This is a genomic window from Streptomyces sp. DT2A-34, from assembly GCF_030499515.1.
In the GTDB taxonomy this organism is placed as follows: domain Bacteria; phylum Actinomycetota; class Actinomycetes; order Streptomycetales; family Streptomycetaceae; genus Streptomyces.
Genome location: NZ_JASTWJ010000001.1, coordinates 383294 through 401551, shown reverse-complemented (window position 1 = coordinate 401551; position 18258 = coordinate 383294). Strand labels below are relative to the sequence as shown.

Below are 18258 nucleotides of genomic sequence, written 5' to 3'. Positions count from 1 at the left end.
CACGTGTCGTTCAACGGGCAACGACCTTTCGGTGTTCCGACGCAAGGGGCGATTTGAGGTGATCCGCGTCACCCCCGCCGACCTGCCGGAACAGTCTCGCTCCACACGTTCTCGGCTTGCAGCAGCAGGGTCCCGAGAACCGTCGTCCGGGCCGCGCCCTGACCGGCGTGATCCCGCAGCAAGTCCTGCAACTCCTGGTGCAGCCGAAGCATCGCGGCCTCGGTCCGGCCGTCCGGACAGGTGTCACCGTCGGCCCCGAGCAGCCGGCGGCTCTCCGTGTGGCAGACCTCGCCGATCAGCTCCAGCAGCCTGGCGTAGGCCCGCAGCGCAGGCCCGTCGGGCGGCAGGGGCGTGCGGCCATCGTCGGCCGCGACGGCCAGGGTCCGGGTGAGCGCCCTGATGTGCCCGGTGACACGGCTCCAGCGTTCGTCCTCCTCCTCCGGCGGTGCCGGCGCGGGAGGGCGCCGAAGGCCACGCAGCGGTCCGGCGGTCAGCCGCAGGCTCTCCCGGCTCCAGCCACGCGCGGACCGCAGCGCCTCCAGCCGGCGCTCCAAGTGTGCCGAGGCACTCGACCAGCCGGCCGCGCTCTGCGCGTTCCATTCGGTCTCCCGCAGATCCACGGCCACGGTGTGCAGGAGGTCTCCCGCTTCCCGGGCCAGCGCCGCGAGGTTCTCCCGTACGTCCCGCAGATGGATCGGCGGCAGGACGAGCGCGTTGACGGCGACCCCGATCACCGCGCCGAGAGCGGCCTGCCCGACCCGGTGCCCGACCGCGGACGCTCCGGCGGCGCCCGACGCGAGGGTGAACAGCGCCGTGGTCGCGCCGAAGACGCCCTGGTCACCGAAGCGCGGCCAGTTGGCCAGCAGCATCAGCAGGGGTATCGACAGGGCAAGCGCGCCCACGGTGCTCCCGGTGAACGCCAGCGCGGCCGACGCCAGTACGGTCCCGGCACAGATCGCCGCGAACTGCTGCGCGGCCCGCAGCAGTGAGCTGTACACGGTGGCCTGCACCAGGATCAGAGCGACCCAGGACGCCATCAGGGCCATCGGATCGCCCAGCCACACGCTCCCCACGAGCCAGGCGAGCAGTGCCGCGGCCGCCGCCTTGAGCGACTGCACGGCCAGGTCCCGCTCCCGGCCCGGCCCGCGCCAGGCGGCGCGGGCGGCCCTGCCGACGGCATGCGCGTCCCGCCGTAGGGCGTCGGTCACGCGGGCCTCCCCGAGCGCCCGCTGTCGTATCGATTCCAGCGTCCGGGCGCCCCGGCGCGTGGGCCGGGGCGCCGCATTCGTGACACGCGTCATCCGCGGTTCGGGTCCGCATCGCCCGGCACGTCGGCCAAGGGGCTGTCCGCCAGGGACGCCAGCAGGTGGGCCGGATCCTCGTAGACCGCCTGCGCGCCCGCGTCCAGCAGGTCGGCGCGGGGGATGCCGCCGCACAGGACGCCCACACAGCGCACGCCGGCCAGGGTGCCGGCCCGCATGTCCCACACGGTGTCGCCGACGAAGACCGCGCGCTCGGCGGGCACCCCGGCCAGTTCCAGGGCATGCTCGACGGGCTCCGGCGCGGGCTTGCCCTCCTCGACGTCGTCGGCGCTCGCGGTGGCGGTGATCGCGTCGTCCGCGGAGAGCGCCCGACGCAGCGCGGACAGCTCGGCGCCGCCCGCCGAGGTCGCGAGGACGACTCGCCAGCCGTTGCGGTCCAGGCGCCGCAGCAGCCGGCCCGCGTCCCGCAGCGGGGGCAGCCGGTCGAAGTACTGCCCGTACAGGGCCTTGTGGGCGGCGCTCAACCCGGCGTCCTGGTCTGTGTCCCGGTCGTCGCCGAGGAGGTGGGCGATCAGGTCGGTCGAGCCGAGACCGACGGCCCGGTGGACGGCGTGCATCGGCACCTGGTGTCCGGCCTGCCGGAAGGCTTCCCACCAGGTCGTGACGTGCAGATGGTTGGTGTCGACGAGGGTTCCGTCGACGTCGAACACGGCCGCCCGTTCCATGTGCTGTCCCTTCCTCACGCGCCGTTCCTCCAGGGCCGGAGCCGCACGAGTACCACGTCAGGCGCCCGCCACTCGGGACGGTGTCCGGCCCGCACGGGTCCAGGCCAGCAGTTCCTCCAGGTCCCAGGTGGTCACCACCCGCTCGGCCGGCACCCCGCACTCCTCCGCGCGGGCGCAGCCGAGGATCTGCCAGTCCAGCTGGCCGGGCGCGTGCGCGTCGGTGTCGATCGAGAACAGCACGCCCGCCTCGACGGCCCGGCGCAGCAGCCCGCGCGGCGGATCCAGCCGCTCCGGACGGCTGTTGATCTCCACCGCCGTACCCGACTCGGCGCACGCGGCGAACACCTCGTCCGCGTCGAACTCCGACTCCGGCCGCCCCCGCCCGGTCACCAGCCTGCCCGTGCAGTGCCCCAGTACGTCCGCGTGCGGATCGCGTACGGCGGTCACCATGCGCCGCGTCATCGCGCGGGCTTCCATGCGCAGCTTGGAGTGCACGGACACCACCACGACGTCGAGCCGCTCCAGCAGCTCGGGTTCCTGGTCGAGCGAGCCGTCCTCGAGGATGTCGCACTCGATGCCGGTGAGCAGCCGGAACGGCGCCCAGGTCTCGTTCAGCTCCGCCACCACGTCCAGCTGCTCGCGCAGCCGGTCGGCCGACAGCCCGCGGGCGACGGTCAGCCGCGGTGAGTGGTCGGTGAGTGCCGCCCACTCGTGGCCGAGCTCCGCCGCGGCCCTGCCCATCTCCTCGATCGGGCTGCCGCCGTCGGACCAGTCGGAGTGCAGATGGCAGTCCCCGCGCAGCAGTGCCCGCAGCCGCCCGCCGGCCCGGCCTTCAGGCCCGGCGGACTCTTCGGCCTCGCCCTCCAGCTTCTCCAGATAGCCCGGCGTCCCACCGGCCAGCGCCTCCCGCACCACCTGGGCCGTCTTCGGACCGACGCCCCTGAGCGACTCCAGCGACCCGGCCGCCGCCCGCTCGCGCACCTCGTCCTCGGGCAGCTCGGACAGGACCCGGGCGGCCGTACGGAAGGCGCGTACGCGATACGTCGGTGCCAGGGACCGCTCCAGCAGAAACGCGATCCGGTTCAGCGCCTCGACGGGATCCATCGCCACCTCCCCCTCCAGGGTTCCCCGGAGCCGCCGCCCCCGCACGACAGCGGACGGACGGGTGGGTGACTCGGAGGATTCGCCGACCCGGATTGCGCTCTACGCTCTATGCATGACCGAAAGCGCGAGCCCGCACATTTCACACCCGCGGATCATGGTGCTCGGGGTTCAGCCGGGCACGCCTCCGTTCCGCATCCTGGAGATCGACGGCGAGGTCGTCGGTCAGGCGAAAACCGTCACCGACGTCCTGGAGGCCGCCGCCGCCTTCGGCATCACGGTCCATGACCTGGACGACCCGGACGTGGTCCGCTGGGTCGGCGGAGACAAGTTCACCTGGCACCACCACTAGGCCCTGTCAGCCGACCGTCCACTTCTGGTTGGTGCCGCCCGTGCAGGTCCAGATCTGCAGCCGGGTGCCGTTGGCCGAGTCGTTGCCGGTCGCGTCGAGGCACTTGTCGGCCTGCGGGTTGACGATGTCGCGCCCCGCGGAGACGGCCCATCTCTGGTTCGGGCCGCCGGTGCACTCCCACAGCTGGACGGTCGAGCCGTCCGCGGTGCCGTTGCCGGTCACGTCCAGGCACTTGCCGAGCGCGCGGAGCGTGCCGTCCGCGCCCGCGGTCCACTGCTGCGCCGCGGAGCCGTTGCAGTCGTGGAGCTGCACGGGCGTGCCGTTGGCGGGGTTCGCACCGGCCACGTCCACGCACTTGCCGGCCAGGCCCCTGATCGCGACGCCGGCGGCCGAGTCGCCTGTCGTCACGGAGACATGGTCCACGACCAGCCGCTGCGGAAAGACCGTGGATCCGTCCGGGTCGCCGGGCCAGTAGCCGCCGACCGCGAGGTTCAGGATCAGGAAGAACGGCTTGTTGAACACCCAGGCCCGGCCGCCCAGGTCGGCGGGGGTGCGCCGCTGGTAGACGTTCCCGTCCACGGACCAGGTGATCGAGTCGGGTGCCCAGTCGACGGCGAAGGTGTGGAAGGCGTCGGCGAAGGCCTGCCCGTTCGGGAGCGAGTACGCGGCCCCTACGCCGCCGGACCCGGAGTAGCCGGGGCCGTGGATCGTGCCGTGCACGGTCGAGGGTTCGAAGCCGACGTTCTCCATGATGTCGATCTCGCCCGAGTCCGGCCAGTCGACCGGTGTGCCGAGCATCCAGAACGCGGGCCACATGCCCTGCCCGCGCGGCACTTTCAGGCGCGCCTCGACATGCCCGTACTGGGCGGTGAACTTTCCCGCGGTGTTCAACCGGGCCGAGGTGTACTGGCAAGTGCCGTACCAGCACTGGTAGTTGGCGGGGTTCTCGCGCCTGGCCGTGATCACCAGGTGCCCTTGGCCGTCCAGGGCGGCGTTCTTGTTGCCCGAGGTGTAGTACTGCCGCTCGTGGTTGTTGACGTTGTCGCCGGTCTCGATCTGCCACTTCGAGGAGTCGACCGCGGCACCGGCGGGCCCGTCGAAGCTGTCCGAGAACGTCACCCCGGCGGCCGTCGCGGTCGGTGGTTCCGCCTGAGCGGGTCCGATCGCGGCGGACGCGACCAGGACGGCCGACAGTGCGGCGAGGAGACCCGTGCGGAGCAGGCGTGGGGTGGCCATCGTGCTCCCTTCCGTACGACGACCCGGTGGACGGGCGCGCCGAGCGAGGTGGGGGTGAAGGGGGGAAGGCGGGGGGTAAAGGTGTCGCCACTTGATTTAAGGAGTGAGATAAGGGGCCGTCAATACCTTGGTACAGACCAGAGTTCGAGCGCGCCGCGGTCGTCGCCGCCCGGCATGATTCGTCCGCCGCCGAAGTGTTCGGTTCCTACGCTGCTCACCATGAACGCCGCACACATCGCCGAGCTCCTCGCCGTCCTCGGCGCGGGCATCGCCGCCGGTGCCGTCAACGCCGCCGTCGGCTCGGGGACGCTGATCACCTTTCCCGTCCTGCTCGCGACCGGCCTGCCACCCGTCACCGCCACGGTCTCCAACGCGCTGGGCCTGATCCCGGGTTCGATCAGCGGAGCCATCGGGTACCGAGAGGAACTCCGTGGCCAGCGCCGCCGCATCCTGAAGTGGAGCGCCGGCGCCCTGCTCGGCGGGGTCACCGGCGCCGCGCTGCTGCTGGCCCTGCCCGCCTCGGCGTTCGAACGAATCGTGCCGGTCCTGGTGGGGCTCGCCCTCGTGCTGGTCGTCCTCCAACCGCTGATCAGCAGGAACCTGCGCGGTCGCCGGGCACGCGAGGGGCGGTCCGTACGTCCCGACGGCGGTCCCCTGCTGCTCATCGGACTGACCCTGGCCAGCGTCTACGGCGGCTACTTCTCCGCTGCCCAGGGCATCATCTACGTCGCCCTGATGGGCATGCTCCTCGACGACGGTCTGCAACGCCTCACCGCCGTCAAGAACGTGCTCGTCGCCGTGGTCAACTCCGTCGCCGCGCTGTTCTTCCTCGTCGTCGCGGACTTCGACTGGACGGCCGTCGCCCTCCTCGCCATCGGATCCGCGGTCGGCGGCCATCTCGGAGCCAGGACGGGCCGCCGCCTGCGTCCTTCCGTCCTGCGCGCGCTCATCGTGGTGGTCGGCACGGTGGCCATCGTCCAGTTGGTGCTGCGCTAGGCCTTGTTGGTCCTCGCCGGAGCGGGGCCCCGGGCGTGTACCGCGCGGCTCAGTCGCCGGCCCAGCAGGAGGTAGCCGATCAGGGCTCCGGTGGTGTTGAGGATGACGTCGTCGATGTCGAAGGCGCGCCCCGTCACCAGCGCACCCTGCGCGAACTCGACGAGAAGCATGACGGTCGCCGTCAGCAGAAGGACACGCAGGACGCCGCGCGTCCGTGGGGCGAGAACGGGGACCAGGATGCCGAACGGGACGCCCAGCAGCAGGTTCCCGCCGATCTGCCGGACGGCGTCGCGCAGTTCGGGCTGGTCCAGATAGGCCCGCAGGGAGCGGCCCGGATGCAGGTTGGTGTGGGTCAGGGCCGCCGAGGCGGGGGAGGGCTGGAGGGTGAGCTTCGCCAGGACGACGGCGAAGGCGACCATGAACGCGAAGGCGCACAGCATCGCCAGGAGGCGGGCGAGGAAGCGCAGGGGGTTTTGCTTGGGGCGCGGGGTGCGCCGGGGCTTGGTGGCGCGCTCGGACTTGGCGCCGCGCTCGGACTTGGCCCCGCCTGTGGGCTTCGCGCCGCCCGAGGATTTGGCGCCGCCCGCCGACTTGGCGGCGCCTGGGGTCTTGGAAGTGCCGGGGCGTATCGCGGCGCGCGAACGTGAGGTTCCACGGGCCATGCGGTCCTCCAGTCTTCAACTTCCCTTTGTAGTAGTGGGATTACCCAGGTACCCCGATGAGATGCCGCCCGCGCCGCTCCCGGTCACGGCCGCCCGCGGTTTCCCCTCATGCTGTCGGGGCACTCCGGCCGGAGACCCGCGCGTCCGCCGCGACTGTCGCCCAGGGTGGTGTTTGGATGACGCGGAACCGAAGTAACGGAAGTAGCGGACATCTGGACATCCGGCCCGCGGAGGTGGCGTATGGACCGGCGTGCGACGCTTCCCGCCGCGGCCGAGTTCCTGGCCTGGTGGGCCGCGCTCGCCCTGCTGTGGCTGGTCCTCATCAGCGCCGTCGACGCCCTGGAACTCGCGGTCGGCGCGGGCGTCGCCGGCGTAGCGGCGCTCGCGGCCGTCGCCGCACGCCGGGCGGTGACCGGACGATGAACGGCTGGCTCCTCGCGGCGACCGTCGTACTCGGCGGGGGAGTGGGCGCCGCCCTTTGGGGCATCGCCACCGGACCCCTGCGGCGCCGCGTCGTGGCCCAGAACCTGTCCACCGCCCTGGCCTGCCCCGGACTGCTCCTGCTCGCCCAGGGGTACGAGCGCCCCTCGTACGTCGATGTCGCCCTGGTCCTCGCCCTGCTGGGCCCCGTCGGCACCCTCGTCTTCGCCCGGCTGCTCGCCGCCGAACTCGCCGCCGACCCGCCGCGCGCCTGGGGCCTGACCTGGCCGGCCGCAGGCCTCGTCGCGGTGGTGGTCCTGGCGCTGTGCGTGGCGGTCGGGCCGAGCCGGGCGATGGTGAAGCTCCTGCTCACGGGCGTGCTCCTGATCGGCGGGAACGTCGTCGCCTCCCATGCGCTGTCCGGCGGTTTCGCGGGGGTGCGCGGTGGCTGACGCGGTGATCGCCGCAGCGCTGCTGCTCGTCGCCGTCTGTGCGACCGTGGCGGTGGCCGTCCGCGACCCCGTGCGCCAGGCCCTCGTGCTGGCCGTCCTCGGCGTCGTACTCGCCGACGAACACGCGCTGCACGGCCGGGCCCGGGAGCTGCGCGGTGTCGCCGTGCTGTTCGCGGTGGCCGGGCTCGCGCTCGCCGGACTCCCGCCGTTCGGGACGTCGTTCGGGAAGGCCGTCACCGAGGAGGCCGTGGGCGGTCCGCTCACCGTGCTGTACGTCGCCGCGACCGCGGTCACCGCCGGAGCGGTACTGCGGGTCGCGGCCCGGGTGTTCCTCGGGCTCGGCCCCACGCCCGAGGACGACACCGACTACGAGACGACCGGCGCCGGTGAGCGGCCCGAGACCCGGCATCGGCTCAGCCGGATCCCCGACACCATGACCGCGGTCCTCGCCCTGCTGCTCGCCGGCTCGCTCGCCGTCGGCGTGGCCCCCGGCTTCGGCGAGGTCGTGGCACACGCCGTCAACGAGGCCGGGTCCGGCGGTGCCATGGTGCCCGCACCGCACTGGAGCCCGGCCGGCGTGCTGCTCGACCTCGCCTCCACCGCGCTGGCCCTGGGCCTCGCCGCCCTGGCCGTCACCCGGCCGGGGCTCCTCACCGCCCCGGACCGGGCCCGGCCGCTGCGGCGCCTGCAGTCCGGGCACGTCGGGGACTACGTGGCCTGGGTGCTGGTCGGCGCGACCGTGCTCGGCGCGCTGGCCCTGCCGGGCCTGCTGTCGTAGGTTCGCCCAGCGTCCCAGCGTCCCAGCGTCCCAGCGTCCCAGCGTCCCAGCGTCCAAGAGGCTCAGGCCCCGTACGTCACCTTCACCTCCTTGAAGCCGAGGGAGTGGAGCAGGCCTTCGAGCATGCCGGTGGTGTTGGTCTCGGCGCGGGCGGTCAGCTCGCTCTCCTTGGCCGCGTCGCCGATGTGCCTGACCGCCAGCTGCTGCACGGCCTGTTCGCTGTTCGGGTTGTCCGAGAAGAGGTCGCCGAGGCGGTCGAGGAGACCGCGCTCCTTGGAGACGGCGTAGGAGCGGTCGGGGTCCAGGGCCGGTTTGCCGAGGGCCGCGTGCGGGAGACGGAGTGTGGCGGACGTACGGTCGTCGTTGACCGTGACGTCGTCCTCACCGACCTTCCCGAGGTCGACATAGGCGTCCACGGTGCCCGCGCCGACGTACAGCGTGCGGGTGCCGCGGATCGCGTCGGGCAGGAACTTTGCGTCCTTCTCCAGATCCACGACGATCTGGAAGTTGCCGGAGGCGGCGTCGTAGCGGCTCATGTCCTGGATGGACTGGAGCAGTGCGGGACCCGAACGGTCGTTGGTCTCCGTGCCGAACAGGTCCTTGAGGCCGGGGATCACGCTCAGCCGGATCCCGGCGAAGAAGACGACGAGCACCAGGATCAGGGCGCTCACCGCCTTCGCCCAGCCGGGCATACGCTTGTCGATGCGTTTGATGGGAGTCGTCATGGCGACGGTCCTCCTTCCCTATTCAACGAAGTACCCCCAAATCCCTTGCCGGACCTGTCCGTTGGCCGATTGCCATCCCGGTGTGGCTCGTGGCCCAGTGCGCCGAGGTGCGGCAGGTGCTCATGGACCCCCGGTTCAACCGGAGTTCGCTGCGTGCCCCGGACGCCCCGCCCCTGCTCGTCGTAAGGGACACGGAGGCGGCGACCACCGCGGCCGAACAGCTGCTGCGCACCGTCCCGCTCAGCGAGGGCCGGGTCCCGCCCGGGCTGATCCGTCGCGCCGTCGAGGACACCGAGGTGGGAGACGTGCTGATCCCGGCGGGCAGCGTGGTCGCCGTCCAGACCAACTCCGCCGGGCGCGCCCCGGACGTCTTCCCGCCCGGCGAACCCGACCTCTTCGCACCCCTGCCCTCGTGACGCGGAGCCCGCTCCGGTTGCCCGTGTCGTGGTCAGGCCATCACCACGGATGCCGTCACCACTGACGCCATCACCACTGAGGCCGTCACCGCAGGTCCTCGCCCTCGCCTGAGCCGCAACGTTTCTGCCGAGGTCAGTAGCATGAGTCCGCCACCCGTAATGATCATGCGAGGAGCGGATCGTGCGAGAGATCGCCGTGTTCAGCGGTAGTGCCCACCCCGAACTGGCGGCGGAGGTCTGCGCTCACCTGGGGGTGCCGCTCAGCCCCAGCCGTGTCAGCCGGTTCGCCAACGACTGCCTGGAGGTACAGCTCCAGGCCAACTGCCGGGAACGGGACGTCTTCCTGATCCAGCCGCTGGTCCGGCCGGTCCAGGAGCACCTGGTCGAGCTGCTGCTCATGTGCGACGCCGCGCGCGGGGCCTCCGCACGCCGGATCACCGTCGTCATGCCGCACTACTCCTACGCCCGCTCCGACAAGAAGGACGCGCCCCGCATCTCCCTCGGCGGCCGGCTCGTCGCCGACCTGATGGTGGCGGCCGGCGCGAGCCGGGTCCTCGCCATGACGCTGCACTCGCCCCAGGTGCACGGCTTCTTCACAGTGCCGGTCGACCACCTGCACGCGCTGCGCGAACTCGCCGCGCACTTCCGGCAGTACGACCTCTCGCGCACCACGGTCGTCTCGCCGGACCTCGGCAACGCCAAGGAGGCGGCCGCGTTCGCGCGGTTGATCGGCGCCGGGGTGGCGGCCGGTGCCAAGCAGCGGTTCGCGGACGACCGGGTCAGCATCAGCTCGGTCATCGGCGATGTCGCCGGGCGGGACGTCATCGTCCTGGACGACGAGATCGCCAAGGGCAGCACCGTCCTCGAACTCCTCGACCGGCTGCGCGAGTTGGGTCCCCGGTCGATCCGGGTCGCCTGTACGCACGGCCTGTTCGCGTCCGGCGCCCTGAAGCGGATCGGCGAGCAGCCCGACGTACTGGAGATCGTGTGCACCAACACCGTGCCGGTCCCGGCGGAGGAGCGCACCGAGAAGCTGCGGATCCTCTCCATCGCCCCCGCGCTCGCCGAGGCCGTGCGCCGCATTCACAACGGGGAGTCCGTCAGCGCCCTGTTCGACGCGCCGGGAACCGAATAGACAGGAGGGAGCGGAGCAACGCTCGGCATTCACCCGGATGCACGGCTCGGCATCACCGGATGCTCAGGAGGGCTCGCCATGGCGAAGGCGAAGTTCGAACGGACCGAGCCGCATGTGAACATCGGGACCATCGGGCACATCGACCACGGGAAGACCACGCTCACGGCGGCCATCACCAAGGTGCCGCACGACCGGTATCCCGATCTGAACCCGTTCACGCCGTTCGACATGATCGACAAGGCTCCTGAGGAGCGGCAGCGCGGAATCACCATCTCCATCGCACACGTCGAGTACCAGACCGAGCGCCGGCACTACGCGCACGTCGACTGCCCGGGGCACGCCGACTACATCAAGAACATGATCACCGGCGCGGCGCAGATGGACGGCGCGATCCCGGTCGTCGCCGCCACCGACGGGCCGATGCCGCAGACCAAGGAGCATGTGCTGCTCGCCCGGCAGGTGGGCGTGCCGTACATCGTTGTGGCCCTCAACAAGACCGACATGGTGGACGACGAGGAGATCCTGGAGCTCGTCGAGCTGGAGGTGCGCGAGCTGCTCACGGAGTACGAGTTGCCGGGTGACGACGTCCCGGTCGTCAAGGTCTCCGCGCTCAAGGCCCTGGAAGGGGACCCGCAGTGGTCGCAGTCGGTGCTCGACCTGCTGGAGGCCGTCGACACAGCCGTCCCGGAACCGGAGCGTGATGTCGACAGGCCGTTCCTGATGCCGATCGAGGACGTGTTCACGATCACCGGTCGCGGCACGGTCGTCACCGGCCGGATCGAGCGCGGCAAGCTGCTCGTGAACAGCGAGGTCGAGATCGTCGGCATCCACGACCGGAAGACGAAGACCACGGTCACCGGCATCGAGATGTTCCGCAAGCTCCTCGACGAGGGCCGGGCCGGCGAGAACGTCGGGCTGCTGCTGCGGGGCGTGAAGCGGGAGGACGTGGAGCGCGGTCAGGTCGTCGTCAAGCCCGGCTCGGTCACCCCGCACACGGAGTTCGAGGCGCGGGCGTACATCCTGTCGAAGGACGAGGGCGGCCGGCACACGCCGTTCTTCCAGAACTACCGTCCAGCTGATCCAGCCCATCGCCATGGAGGAGGGGCTGAAGTTCGCCATCCGCGAGGGCGGCAGGACGGTGGGGGCCGGTCAGGTGACCAAGATCCTCAAGCAGCCGCCGTCATCAGGAGGTTGAAGACCTGAGGGAGAAGGCGTCATAACGTGCCGGACGTGGTCTCGGGCTGCCCCAGGGCCGCGTCCGGCGTCGGATGCGGGGGCAGCAGCCGGGACAGCCCGGTGATCCTGAGGACGCGCAGGGTGAGCGGGTGGGTGCAGACCAGGTGCAGCTGCCCGCCGTGGTCGAGCACCCGGGCGCGGGCCCGGTACAGCAGCCGCAGCCCCGAGCAGTCGAAGAACTCGACGCTCCTGAGGTCGATCACGATCCGGGCGTCGGGGTGTGTCGTCACCCGGTCCAGGTATGGCGCGATCTCCACCGCGGCGGCGATGTCGATCTCGCCGCGGAACTCCAGCACCGTGTGGTCCCGGTGCCGGTGGACGCGCAGATGCCGACTGAACGGCGCAGGTTCCTGCTGCACGACGACATCGCCTCCAACCTGCTCACTCGCGGCGGGCTGCTCAAATCCAGTCCCTGCACGGCAAGTTACCCTCGATCGAGCGAATCTGAGCATGTTCGATTGACATATGTCTTCGATTTGCGACAGAGGTTTCGTGAGATGTCCGGGACGCGGCTACGACAGCGCGTGCCAGGCCTTCGTGAGCGCCTGGCGGAACTGCTCGGTCTGATGGGCCGTGAGGTCCCGCATCATCCGCTCCTCCAGCTCCCGCACGGCATCCTCGTGCCCTGCGAGCAGCTCACGCCCCGCGGCGGTGAGCAGGATCAGCAGCTCCCGGCGATTGCGCGGGTTGCGCTCCCGGCGGACCAGCCCACGGCTCTCCAGGCTCCGTACCAGATCGGCGATCGACTGCGCCGTGACGAACGAGTCGCGTGCCAGTTGCGCGGCCGACAGTCCGTCGTGCCGCTGCAGCACGGTGAGCGCCGTGTACTGCAGCGCGGTGATCCCGGACGGCTTGACCAGCTCGTCCAGATGGGAGCGCACGACGAGCTCCACCTGCTTCACCATGTAGAGAAGCGACGGAGGTGCCTTGGTTGCCTGGGTGTCGAGCATGAGTTCAGCCTAGAGCATTGACAGGAAACCTGTCCGTACTGAGACTGCGGACAAACAGGAATCCTGTTGGTTGAAATCTTGGCGATGAGGCTGAGGAGTGGTGATGACCACCTTCGAGATCGAACCCGGTCGGTTGTTCATCGGGGGCCAGTGGCGTGAGGCCGCCGACGGAGCGCGCACCGAGGTGGTCGACCCGTCCCGCGGTGCGGTCGTCACGACCGTCGCGGACGCCGGCGCCGCCGACGTGGACGCGGCCGTACGCGCCGCGCGGGACGCCTTCGACGACGGCGTCTGGTCCGGGCTGAGCGGCCGCGAGCGCGGCAGGGTGCTGCACCGCATCGCCGAGCTGATCCGGGAGAACGCGGACACCATCGCCGAGCTGGAGAGCCGCGACGTCGGCAAGCCGATCACGCTCGCCCACGCCGTCGACGTCACCAACGCGGCCAACGACTACGAGTACTTCGCCGCCCTCGCCCACGCCCTGGACGGCTCCGTCCGGGACACGCCCATGAACGCCCTCGCCTACGTCCGGCGCCGGCCGCTCGGCGTGGTCGCGGCGATCACCCCGTACAACTTCCCGCTGATCCTGGCCGGCTCGAAGATCGCCCCGGCGCTCGCGGCCGGCGACACGGTGGTGCACAAGCCGGCCGAGGAGACTCCGCTCAGCGCCCTGTACATGGCCGAGCTCTTCAAGCGGGCCGGTGTCCCCGACGGCGTGGTCAACGTCGTCACCGGCGGCCCGGCGGCCGGCGAGGCACTGCTGCGGCACTCCGGGGTGGACAAGGTCGCCTTCACCGGCTCGACCGGGGTGGGCCGGAAGGTCGCGGGCATCGCCGGTGAGGCGCTCAAGCCCGTCACCATGGAGCTCGGCGGCAACGCGGCCCACGTCGTCTTCGAGGACGCCGACCTGGAGAAGGCCGTCGGCGCGATCATCAAGGGGTTCGTCTTCAACACCGGCCAGTTCTGCATGGGCGGACCGCGGCTGCTGGTGGCGCGCCCCGTCTACAGCACCCTGCTCGGCATCCTCGCCGACGCCGTGCCGGGCGTACCGCTCGGCGACCCGCGCAAGCCCGAGACCGTCGTCGGCCCGATGGCGGGGGAGCGGCATCTGCGCAAGGTCGAGGAGTACGTCGAGCTGGCCCGCAAGGAGGGCGGCCGTATCGTCTGCGGCGGTGAACGGCTCGACCTCGACGGCGGCTACTACTACAAGCCCACCGTGATCGCCGACCTGCCGAACGACTCCCGCGTCATCCAGGAGGAGATCTTCGGCCCGGTCCTCACCGTCCAGCCCTTCGACTCCGAGGACGAGGCCATCGAGCTCGCCAACTCCACGCCGTACGGGCTGGCCTCCGGCGTCCAGACCGGCAACCTGGCCCGCGCCCACCGCGTCGCCGACCGGCTCCAGGCAGGCATCGTCTGGGTCAACGACTGGGCGATGCTCGACCCCGCGGTCCCCTTCGGCGGCGTCAAGGACTCCGGCTTCGGCCGCGAGTACGGGCCCGAGGCGCTCGACGCCTACACCACCACCAAGTCCGTCGTCGTCTCGCTCGACTGAGCCCACCGCCAAGGAGATTCGCCAGATGTCCATCCCCACCCGTGCCGCCGTCGTCGAGTCCGGCGGAGCACCCTTCACCCTCTCCGACGTCGAACTCGACGAGCCCGGACCGCACGAGGCCGTCGTCCGCATGGTGGCGACCGGCCTGTGTCACACGGACCTCGGCGTGGCGAGCGGCGGACTGCCCTTCCCCCTCCCCGGCGTCCTCGGCCACGAAGGCGCGGGCGTCGTCGAGGCCGTCGGCCCGTCCGTGACCGGCGTCGCGCCGGGTGACCACGTCGTGCTGTCCTTCACCTCCTGTGGTGACTGCCGAAACTGCCGGGGCGGCCACCCCGCCTACTGCGCGACCTGGCTGCCGCTGAACCTGATCGGCGGACGCCGGGCCGACGGCAGCAGCACGATCAGCCGGGGTGGCGAGGCGCTCGGCGGTCACTTCTTCGGGCAGTCCTCCTTCGCCGAGCGGGCGCTGGTGGACGAGGCCAGCCTGGTGAAGGTCGACCCGGAGGTGCCGCTCGCCTCGATCGCCCCGCTGGGCTGCGGCGTGCAGACCGGAGTCGGCGCCGTCTGGAACGTGCTGAAGCCGGTCACCGGCAGCACGGTCGTCGTCCTCGGCGCCGGAGCCGTCGGCCTGTCCGCCGTCATGGCCGCCGCCCTCACCCCCGCCACCAACATCGTCGCCGTCGACCGCGTCGCCGAACGCCTGGCGCTGGCAAAGGAGCTGGGCGCCACCCACACCGTCAACGCCGCCGAGGCCGACCTCGCCGAGGCGCTCGCCGGGATCACCGGCGGGCAGGGCGCCGACGGCGTCGTGGAGACCACGGGCAACGTCGGCGTCCTGCGCCAGGGCGTCGACGCGCTCGCCGCCCGCGGCACCCTGGTCGTCGTCGGCGCCCCGCCCTTCGGCACCGAGGTCGCCCTGGACGTCAACGGGCTGCTCGGCGGCAAGCAGGTGGTCGGCCTCACCCTCGGCGACGCCGAGACGCAGACCTTCATCCCCGCCCTGGTCCGCCTGGTGAAGGAGGGGCGGCTCCCGCTGCACCGCCTGATCAGCACCTATCCGTTCGCGGAGATCGACCAGGCGGTGGGGGACATGGGGGCGGGGAAGGCGATCAAGCCCGTGCTGACGTTCTGACTCAGTTGACGAGCAGTACCAGCTTGCCCGTCGTCCGGCCGGTGTCGCCCAGCGCATGCGCCTCGGCGGCATCGGCCAGCGGGAACGTACCGGCGATCTCGGCGCGCAACTCGCCCTTCTCGACGAGGTCCACGATCGCCCGCATGTCGGCGCGGTCGGCGTCCACGAGCATCCGCACGCCCCGAACGCCGAGCCGCTCGGCCTCCTCGTAGAACTCGTCCGACCCGAGCGGCAGGATCGAGACGACCAGGCCGCCCGGGCGCAGCACCTTCAGCGAGCGCACGGACGTCTCACCGCCCAGGGTGTCCAGTACGACGTCCACGTCCTTCACGGCTTCGGCGAAGTCCGTCTCCCGGTAGTCGATCAGCTCGTCCGCGCCGAGGCTCCGCAGGAACGCGTGCTTGCCCGCGCTCGCCGTGCCGATCACATACGCGCCCCGCGCCTTGGCGATCTGCACGGCCACGTGCCCGACCCCGCCCGCGGCCGCGTGGATCAGGACCCGCTGCCCGGGCCGGAGGTCGGCGTACTCGACCAGGGCCTGCCAGGCGGTGAGGGAGACCAGCGGCAGCGCGCCCGCCTGCGTGTGGTCGATCGAGGCCGGCTTGTGCGCGAAGGCGCGCGCCGGCGCGGTGACGTACTCGGCGTGCGAGCCGTGGCCGAACGGGTAGGACAGCATGCCGAAGACCTCGTCGCCGGGCTGGAACCGGGCGACGCCGATGCCGACCGCCTCGACCACGCCGGAGACGTCCCAGCCCAGGACGAAGGGCGGCTCGCCCAGGAAGCCGCCGGTCGCGCGGTGCTTCCAGTCGGTCGGGTTGACGCCGGCGGCGCGGACGCGGACCAGCACCTCGTTCGGGCGCGGCGCCGGGCGCTCGATTTCCACTTCCTTCAGGACCTCGGGACCGCCGAGGACGTCCTGGCTGATGGCTCGCATCGTGTTCACAGTGCTCATGGGGAAACAGCCTGCCGGGGACCGCCGCACAGGGAAATGGCACGATTGCCAAGCTTCGATAGGATCGTGCCATGAGTGGAGTGCGAAGCGGTGAACGGCATGTGGAACGGGTCGTGGTGCTGGCCCTGGACGGCGTCTACCCCTTCGAGCTGGGCATTCCGAGCCGGATCTTCGGCGCGGCCGACGGCCGGTACGAGGTGCTGACCTGCAGTATCGACGGCCGACCGGTGCGCAGCAACGCGGACTTCACGATCGGCGTGCAGCACGGCCCGGAGATCCTCGCCACGGCCGACACCGTGGTGGTCGCGTCCATGGCGGCCCCATACATCCCCGTGGAGTTGCCTGCCGAACTCGCCGACGCGCTCGCGCTGATCCGCCCGGACGCCCGCATCGTGTCGATCTGCACCGCCGCCTTCGTCCTCGCCGCGGCGGGCCTCCTCGACGGCCGCAGGGCCACCACGCACTGGCAGGTGACCGAACCGTTCCGGCGTCGGTACCCGCACGTCGACCTGGACCCGGACGTCCTCTTCGTGCACGACGGCCGCATCCTCACCTCGGCCGGCGCCGCCTCCGGCGTCGACGTCTGCCTGCACATCGTCCGTACCGACCACGGCCATGAGCTCGCCAACGCGGTGGCCCGGCGCTGCGTCGTGCCCCCTTTCCGGGACGGCGGCCAGGCCCAGTACATCGAGCAGCCGGTCCCGGAGAGCGGAGCGGCGAGCACCGCCGCCACCCGCGGCTGGGCCCTGGAGCGCCTCGACGAACCCCTCACCCTGGCCGACCTCGCCGCCCACGCCCGGATGAGCCTGCGCACCTTCGCCCGCCGCTTCAACGACGAGGTCGGCCTCAGCCCCGGCCGCTGGCTGATCCAGCAGCGCGTCGCCCGCGCCCGGCATCTGCTGGAATCCAGCGACCTGCCGGTGGACCAGATCGCCGGCCAGGTCGGCTTCGCCACGGGAGCCTCCCTGCGCCAGCACCTGCATGCCGCGATCGGGGTGTCGCCGCAGGCGTACCGGCGCACGTTCCAGGCGGCTGCCGCCAGGTAGACACGAACGTTCCCGTCCACCGCCGCGTCGAAGGATCAAGACAGCAAGGGCACAGGGGGGCAGGAATGCGCAGAGGGCTCGTGGCGGTGGCGGTGCTGGTGGCGACGGCGGCCGTGGGATGCGGTGCCGAGGAGGAGAGCGCGGTCGTCGAGGGCACACCGCCGGCCAAGCCGTACGACGGACCGCTCTACGTCCCCGTCCGGAACCTCGACGAGGACGGCCCGCGGGCGACACGCATCGAGTCGGGCGCCGCGGGCCGGGCGCTGGAGTGCGACGGGGAGGTCTACTCCGGCGGCGGCAGTGAAACGTGGAGCGAGGGGGACGGCGGATCCACGCCCGAGGAGGGCCTGACGGCGTACTTCGACATCGAGCAGCCCGATGTGCCGCGGTCCGGCTACCGCGTGGAGCGGGAGGAGAACGGCCGGGTCCTGTTCTCCTACGACGTCGACGGGCGGACGAAGGTAGCGGTCGTCGTCGCCGAGGACCGCAAGGAACGCCCCGGTTGGGGCCCGGAGACCAGCGCCTCCTGCGACCCCGCCGAACTCCCGGAGAGCTTCACGGCCACCCAGGAGTACGAGATCTGGAGCGACGGGGACAGCCGCCGCGTGCCGATCACCGAGATCAGCAGCTCCGCCGGGTCGGCCCACTGCGACTGGCAGAAGGCGCACTTCCTCGAACTCGGCACGTACCGGGACCGCAAGCTGTACGCCCGCGATCCCGACGGTGTACTCGACCCCGGCATGCTGAACGCCGCCTACGACGGCGACGTACCCATGCCCGGCGACGCGCACGACACCGGATACCGGCTCGGCGACCGGCGGTTGTGGCTGACCGACGACATGTCGACGGCGTACGTCCGCACCCCCGACGGTGTCGAGGCCTGGCCCCGGGTGAAGGACGGCGCGGGCTGCAAGTGAACCCCGCGAACCCAGGCGTCGTTTCTCCAACTGTGCAGGTCGGTAAAGTTATTTGTCGATGTTTGTACCCTTGGGCGGAGAGTGGTGGAATCCTCACTTCCGCCAAGCTGTCAGGTTGATCCTTTTGCGTTCAAACCCGATAAGCTCCCGTTCGGCGCTGCGAGTTGACTCGGTCGCGATCGATCATCTCGCGGTGCGGACTCATGAGTG

Annotated in this window: 19 protein-coding genes and 2 pseudogenes; 12 read left to right on the top strand and 9 right to left on the bottom strand. The window is 71.3% G+C overall.

Translation table 11 applies throughout. The features are described from left to right. Positions 1–68 precede the first annotated feature (68 nt). From QQM39_RS01920 to QQM39_RS01910, 3 genes are all read right to left on the bottom strand, one after another. Positions 69–1208, bottom strand: coding sequence for an aromatic acid exporter family protein (locus QQM39_RS01920; protein ID WP_301994818.1), 1140 nt, complete (start codon positions 1206–1208; stop codon positions 69–71). Positions 1209–1297: 89 nt separating this feature from the next. Continuing rightward, positions 1298–1987 carry an HAD family hydrolase gene (locus tag QQM39_RS01915; RefSeq protein ID WP_302003445.1) on the bottom strand — a complete coding sequence of 230 codons (690 nt, stop codon included), beginning with the start codon at positions 1985–1987 and terminating at the stop codon, positions 1298–1300. A gap of 57 nt (positions 1988–2044) precedes the next feature. Further along, the gene (locus QQM39_RS01910) at positions 2045–3091 is read right to left on the bottom strand and encodes a PHP domain-containing protein (RefSeq protein WP_301994817.1); all 1047 of its coding nucleotides are present in this window, start codon (positions 3089–3091) and stop codon (positions 2045–2047) included. 112 nt (positions 3092–3203) lie between these two features. Here QQM39_RS01910 and QQM39_RS01905 point away from each other — a divergent pair, with 112 nt between their 5' ends. Continuing rightward, positions 3204–3440, top strand: a complete 237-nt coding sequence (locus QQM39_RS01905) for a hypothetical protein (RefSeq protein ID WP_301994816.1) — start codon at positions 3204–3206, stop codon at positions 3438–3440. A 6-nt stretch (positions 3441–3446) separates the two neighbouring features. Here QQM39_RS01905 and QQM39_RS01900 read toward each other — a convergent pair whose 3' ends face one another. Beyond that, positions 3447–4676: a family 16 glycosylhydrolase gene (locus QQM39_RS01900; protein WP_301994815.1), complete on the bottom strand. Its 1230-nt coding sequence runs from the start codon at positions 4674–4676 to the stop codon at positions 3447–3449. Positions 4677–4895: 219 nt separating this feature from the next. Here QQM39_RS01900 and QQM39_RS01895 point away from each other — a divergent pair, with 219 nt between their 5' ends. Next, entirely contained in the window at positions 4896–5672 is a 777-nt protein-coding gene (locus tag QQM39_RS01895; RefSeq protein ID WP_301994814.1) for a sulfite exporter TauE/SafE family protein, read from the top strand. Here the strand turns inward: QQM39_RS01895 and QQM39_RS01890 are convergent. Next, complete coding sequence (locus QQM39_RS01890; protein ID WP_301994813.1) at positions 5669–6334, bottom strand: VanZ family protein; 666 nt, start codon at positions 6332–6334, stop codon at positions 5669–5671. The genes QQM39_RS01895 and QQM39_RS01890 overlap by 4 nt on opposite strands. 240 nt (positions 6335–6574) lie before the next feature. Between QQM39_RS01890 and QQM39_RS01885 the strand changes: the two genes are divergently transcribed. The 3 genes and pseudogenes from QQM39_RS01885 to QQM39_RS01875 all read left to right on the top strand — a co-directional run. After that, entirely contained in the window at positions 6575–6757 is a 183-nt protein-coding gene (locus QQM39_RS01885; RefSeq protein WP_301994812.1) for a hypothetical protein, read from the top strand. Further along, positions 6754–7206: a monovalent cation/H+ antiporter complex subunit F gene (locus QQM39_RS01880; RefSeq protein WP_301994811.1), complete on the top strand. Its 453-nt coding sequence runs from the start codon at positions 6754–6756 to the stop codon at positions 7204–7206. Before QQM39_RS01885 ends, QQM39_RS01880 begins: the two co-directional genes overlap by 4 nt. Before the next feature lie 115 nt (positions 7207–7321). Further along, a pseudogene (locus QQM39_RS01875) lies at positions 7322–7984 on the top strand (NADH-quinone oxidoreductase subunit D); the annotation flags it as partial. Positions 7985–8046: 62 nt separating this feature from the next. Here QQM39_RS01875 and QQM39_RS01870 read toward each other — a convergent pair. Next, positions 8047–8709 (bottom strand): DUF4230 domain-containing protein, encoded by a 663-nt coding sequence (locus QQM39_RS01870; RefSeq protein ID WP_301994810.1) that lies wholly within the window; start codon positions 8707–8709, stop codon positions 8047–8049. Between the two features lie 89 nt (positions 8710–8798). Between QQM39_RS01870 and QQM39_RS01865 the strand changes: the two genes are divergently transcribed. The 3 genes and pseudogenes from QQM39_RS01865 to tuf all read left to right on the top strand — a co-directional run bounded on the left by QQM39_RS01865 (position 8799) and on the right by tuf (position 11455). Then, positions 8799–9125, top strand: a complete 327-nt coding sequence (locus QQM39_RS01865; RefSeq protein WP_301994809.1) for a cytochrome P450 — start codon at positions 8799–8801, stop codon at positions 9123–9125. Between the two features lie 181 nt (positions 9126–9306). Then, complete coding sequence (locus tag QQM39_RS01860; RefSeq protein WP_301994808.1) at positions 9307–10260, top strand: ribose-phosphate pyrophosphokinase; 954 nt, start codon at positions 9307–9309, stop codon at positions 10258–10260. Between the two features lie 78 nt (positions 10261–10338). Beyond that, positions 10339–11455: pseudogene (gene tuf, locus QQM39_RS01855) on the top strand (elongation factor Tu). 19 nt (positions 11456–11474) lie between these two features. Here the strand turns inward: tuf and QQM39_RS01850 are convergent. Both QQM39_RS01850 and QQM39_RS01845 read right to left on the bottom strand, forming a co-directional pair. Then, positions 11475–11855: an anti-sigma factor antagonist gene (locus QQM39_RS01850; RefSeq protein WP_301994807.1), complete on the bottom strand. Its 381-nt coding sequence runs from the start codon at positions 11853–11855 to the stop codon at positions 11475–11477. A gap of 153 nt (positions 11856–12008) precedes the next feature. Next, the gene (locus tag QQM39_RS01845) at positions 12009–12446 is read right to left on the bottom strand and encodes a MarR family winged helix-turn-helix transcriptional regulator (RefSeq protein ID WP_301994806.1); all 438 of its coding nucleotides are present in this window, start codon (positions 12444–12446) and stop codon (positions 12009–12011) included. Positions 12447–12549: 103 nt separating this feature from the next. Here QQM39_RS01845 and QQM39_RS01840 point away from each other — a divergent pair, with 103 nt between their 5' ends. Together QQM39_RS01840 and QQM39_RS01835 are read left to right on the top strand one after the other, a co-directional pair. Continuing rightward, positions 12550–14001: an aldehyde dehydrogenase gene (locus QQM39_RS01840; protein WP_301994805.1), complete on the top strand. Its 1452-nt coding sequence runs from the start codon at positions 12550–12552 to the stop codon at positions 13999–14001. A 25-nt stretch (positions 14002–14026) separates the two neighbouring features. Beyond that, the gene (locus tag QQM39_RS01835; RefSeq protein WP_301994804.1) at positions 14027–15133 is read left to right on the top strand and encodes an NAD(P)-dependent alcohol dehydrogenase; all 1107 of its coding nucleotides are present in this window, start codon (positions 14027–14029) and stop codon (positions 15131–15133) included. A 1-nt stretch (position 15134) separates the two neighbouring features. On the opposite strand, the gene QQM39_RS01830 is transcribed toward QQM39_RS01835, so the two are convergent. After that, complete coding sequence (locus QQM39_RS01830) at positions 15135–16085, bottom strand: NADP-dependent oxidoreductase (protein WP_301994803.1); 951 nt, start codon at positions 16083–16085, stop codon at positions 15135–15137. 71 nt (positions 16086–16156) lie between these two features. Between QQM39_RS01830 and QQM39_RS01825 the strand changes: the two genes are divergently transcribed. Both QQM39_RS01825 and QQM39_RS01820 read left to right on the top strand, forming a co-directional pair. After that, on the top strand, positions 16157–17131 hold the full coding sequence (locus tag QQM39_RS01825; protein WP_301994802.1) for a GlxA family transcriptional regulator: 975 nt from the start codon (positions 16157–16159) through the stop codon (positions 17129–17131). Positions 17132–17196: 65 nt separating this feature from the next. Then, complete coding sequence (locus QQM39_RS01820) at positions 17197–18048, top strand: hypothetical protein (RefSeq protein ID WP_301994801.1); 852 nt, start codon at positions 17197–17199, stop codon at positions 18046–18048. The last annotated feature ends 210 nt before the right edge of the window (positions 18049–18258 follow it).

Excerpts from the sequence above, each read along its gene's own strand:
- QQM39_RS01915 (WP_302003445.1), bottom strand. The coding sequence starts at position 1,987 with ATGGAACGGGCGGCCGTGTTCGACGTCGACGGAACCCTCGTCGACACC.
- QQM39_RS01910 (WP_301994817.1), bottom strand. The coding sequence starts at position 3,091 with ATGGATCCCGTCGAGGCGCTGAACCGGATCGCGTTTCTGCTGGAGCGG.
- QQM39_RS01905 (WP_301994816.1), top strand. The coding sequence starts at position 3,204 with ATGACCGAAAGCGCGAGCCCGCACATTTCACACCCGCGGATCATGGTG.
- QQM39_RS01900 (WP_301994815.1), bottom strand. The coding sequence starts at position 4,676 with ATGGCCACCCCACGCCTGCTCCGCACGGGTCTCCTCGCCGCACTGTCG.
- QQM39_RS01895 (WP_301994814.1), top strand. The coding sequence starts at position 4,896 with ATGAACGCCGCACACATCGCCGAGCTCCTCGCCGTCCTCGGCGCGGGC.
- QQM39_RS01890 (WP_301994813.1), bottom strand. The coding sequence starts at position 6,334 with ATGGCCCGTGGAACCTCACGTTCGCGCGCCGCGATACGCCCCGGCACT.
- QQM39_RS01885 (WP_301994812.1), top strand. The coding sequence starts at position 6,575 with ATGGACCGGCGTGCGACGCTTCCCGCCGCGGCCGAGTTCCTGGCCTGG.
- QQM39_RS01880 (WP_301994811.1), top strand. The coding sequence starts at position 6,754 with ATGAACGGCTGGCTCCTCGCGGCGACCGTCGTACTCGGCGGGGGAGTG.
- QQM39_RS01870 (WP_301994810.1), bottom strand. The coding sequence starts at position 8,709 with ATGACGACTCCCATCAAACGCATCGACAAGCGTATGCCCGGCTGGGCG.
- QQM39_RS01845 (WP_301994806.1), bottom strand. The coding sequence starts at position 12,446 with ATGCTCGACACCCAGGCAACCAAGGCACCTCCGTCGCTTCTCTACATG.
- QQM39_RS01840 (WP_301994805.1), top strand. The coding sequence starts at position 12,550 with ATGACCACCTTCGAGATCGAACCCGGTCGGTTGTTCATCGGGGGCCAG.
- QQM39_RS01835 (WP_301994804.1), top strand. The coding sequence starts at position 14,027 with ATGTCCATCCCCACCCGTGCCGCCGTCGTCGAGTCCGGCGGAGCACCC.
- QQM39_RS01830 (WP_301994803.1), bottom strand. The coding sequence starts at position 16,085 with ATGAGCACTGTGAACACGATGCGAGCCATCAGCCAGGACGTCCTCGGC.
- QQM39_RS01825 (WP_301994802.1), top strand. The coding sequence starts at position 16,157 with ATGAGTGGAGTGCGAAGCGGTGAACGGCATGTGGAACGGGTCGTGGTG.
- QQM39_RS01820 (WP_301994801.1), top strand. The coding sequence starts at position 17,197 with ATGCGCAGAGGGCTCGTGGCGGTGGCGGTGCTGGTGGCGACGGCGGCC.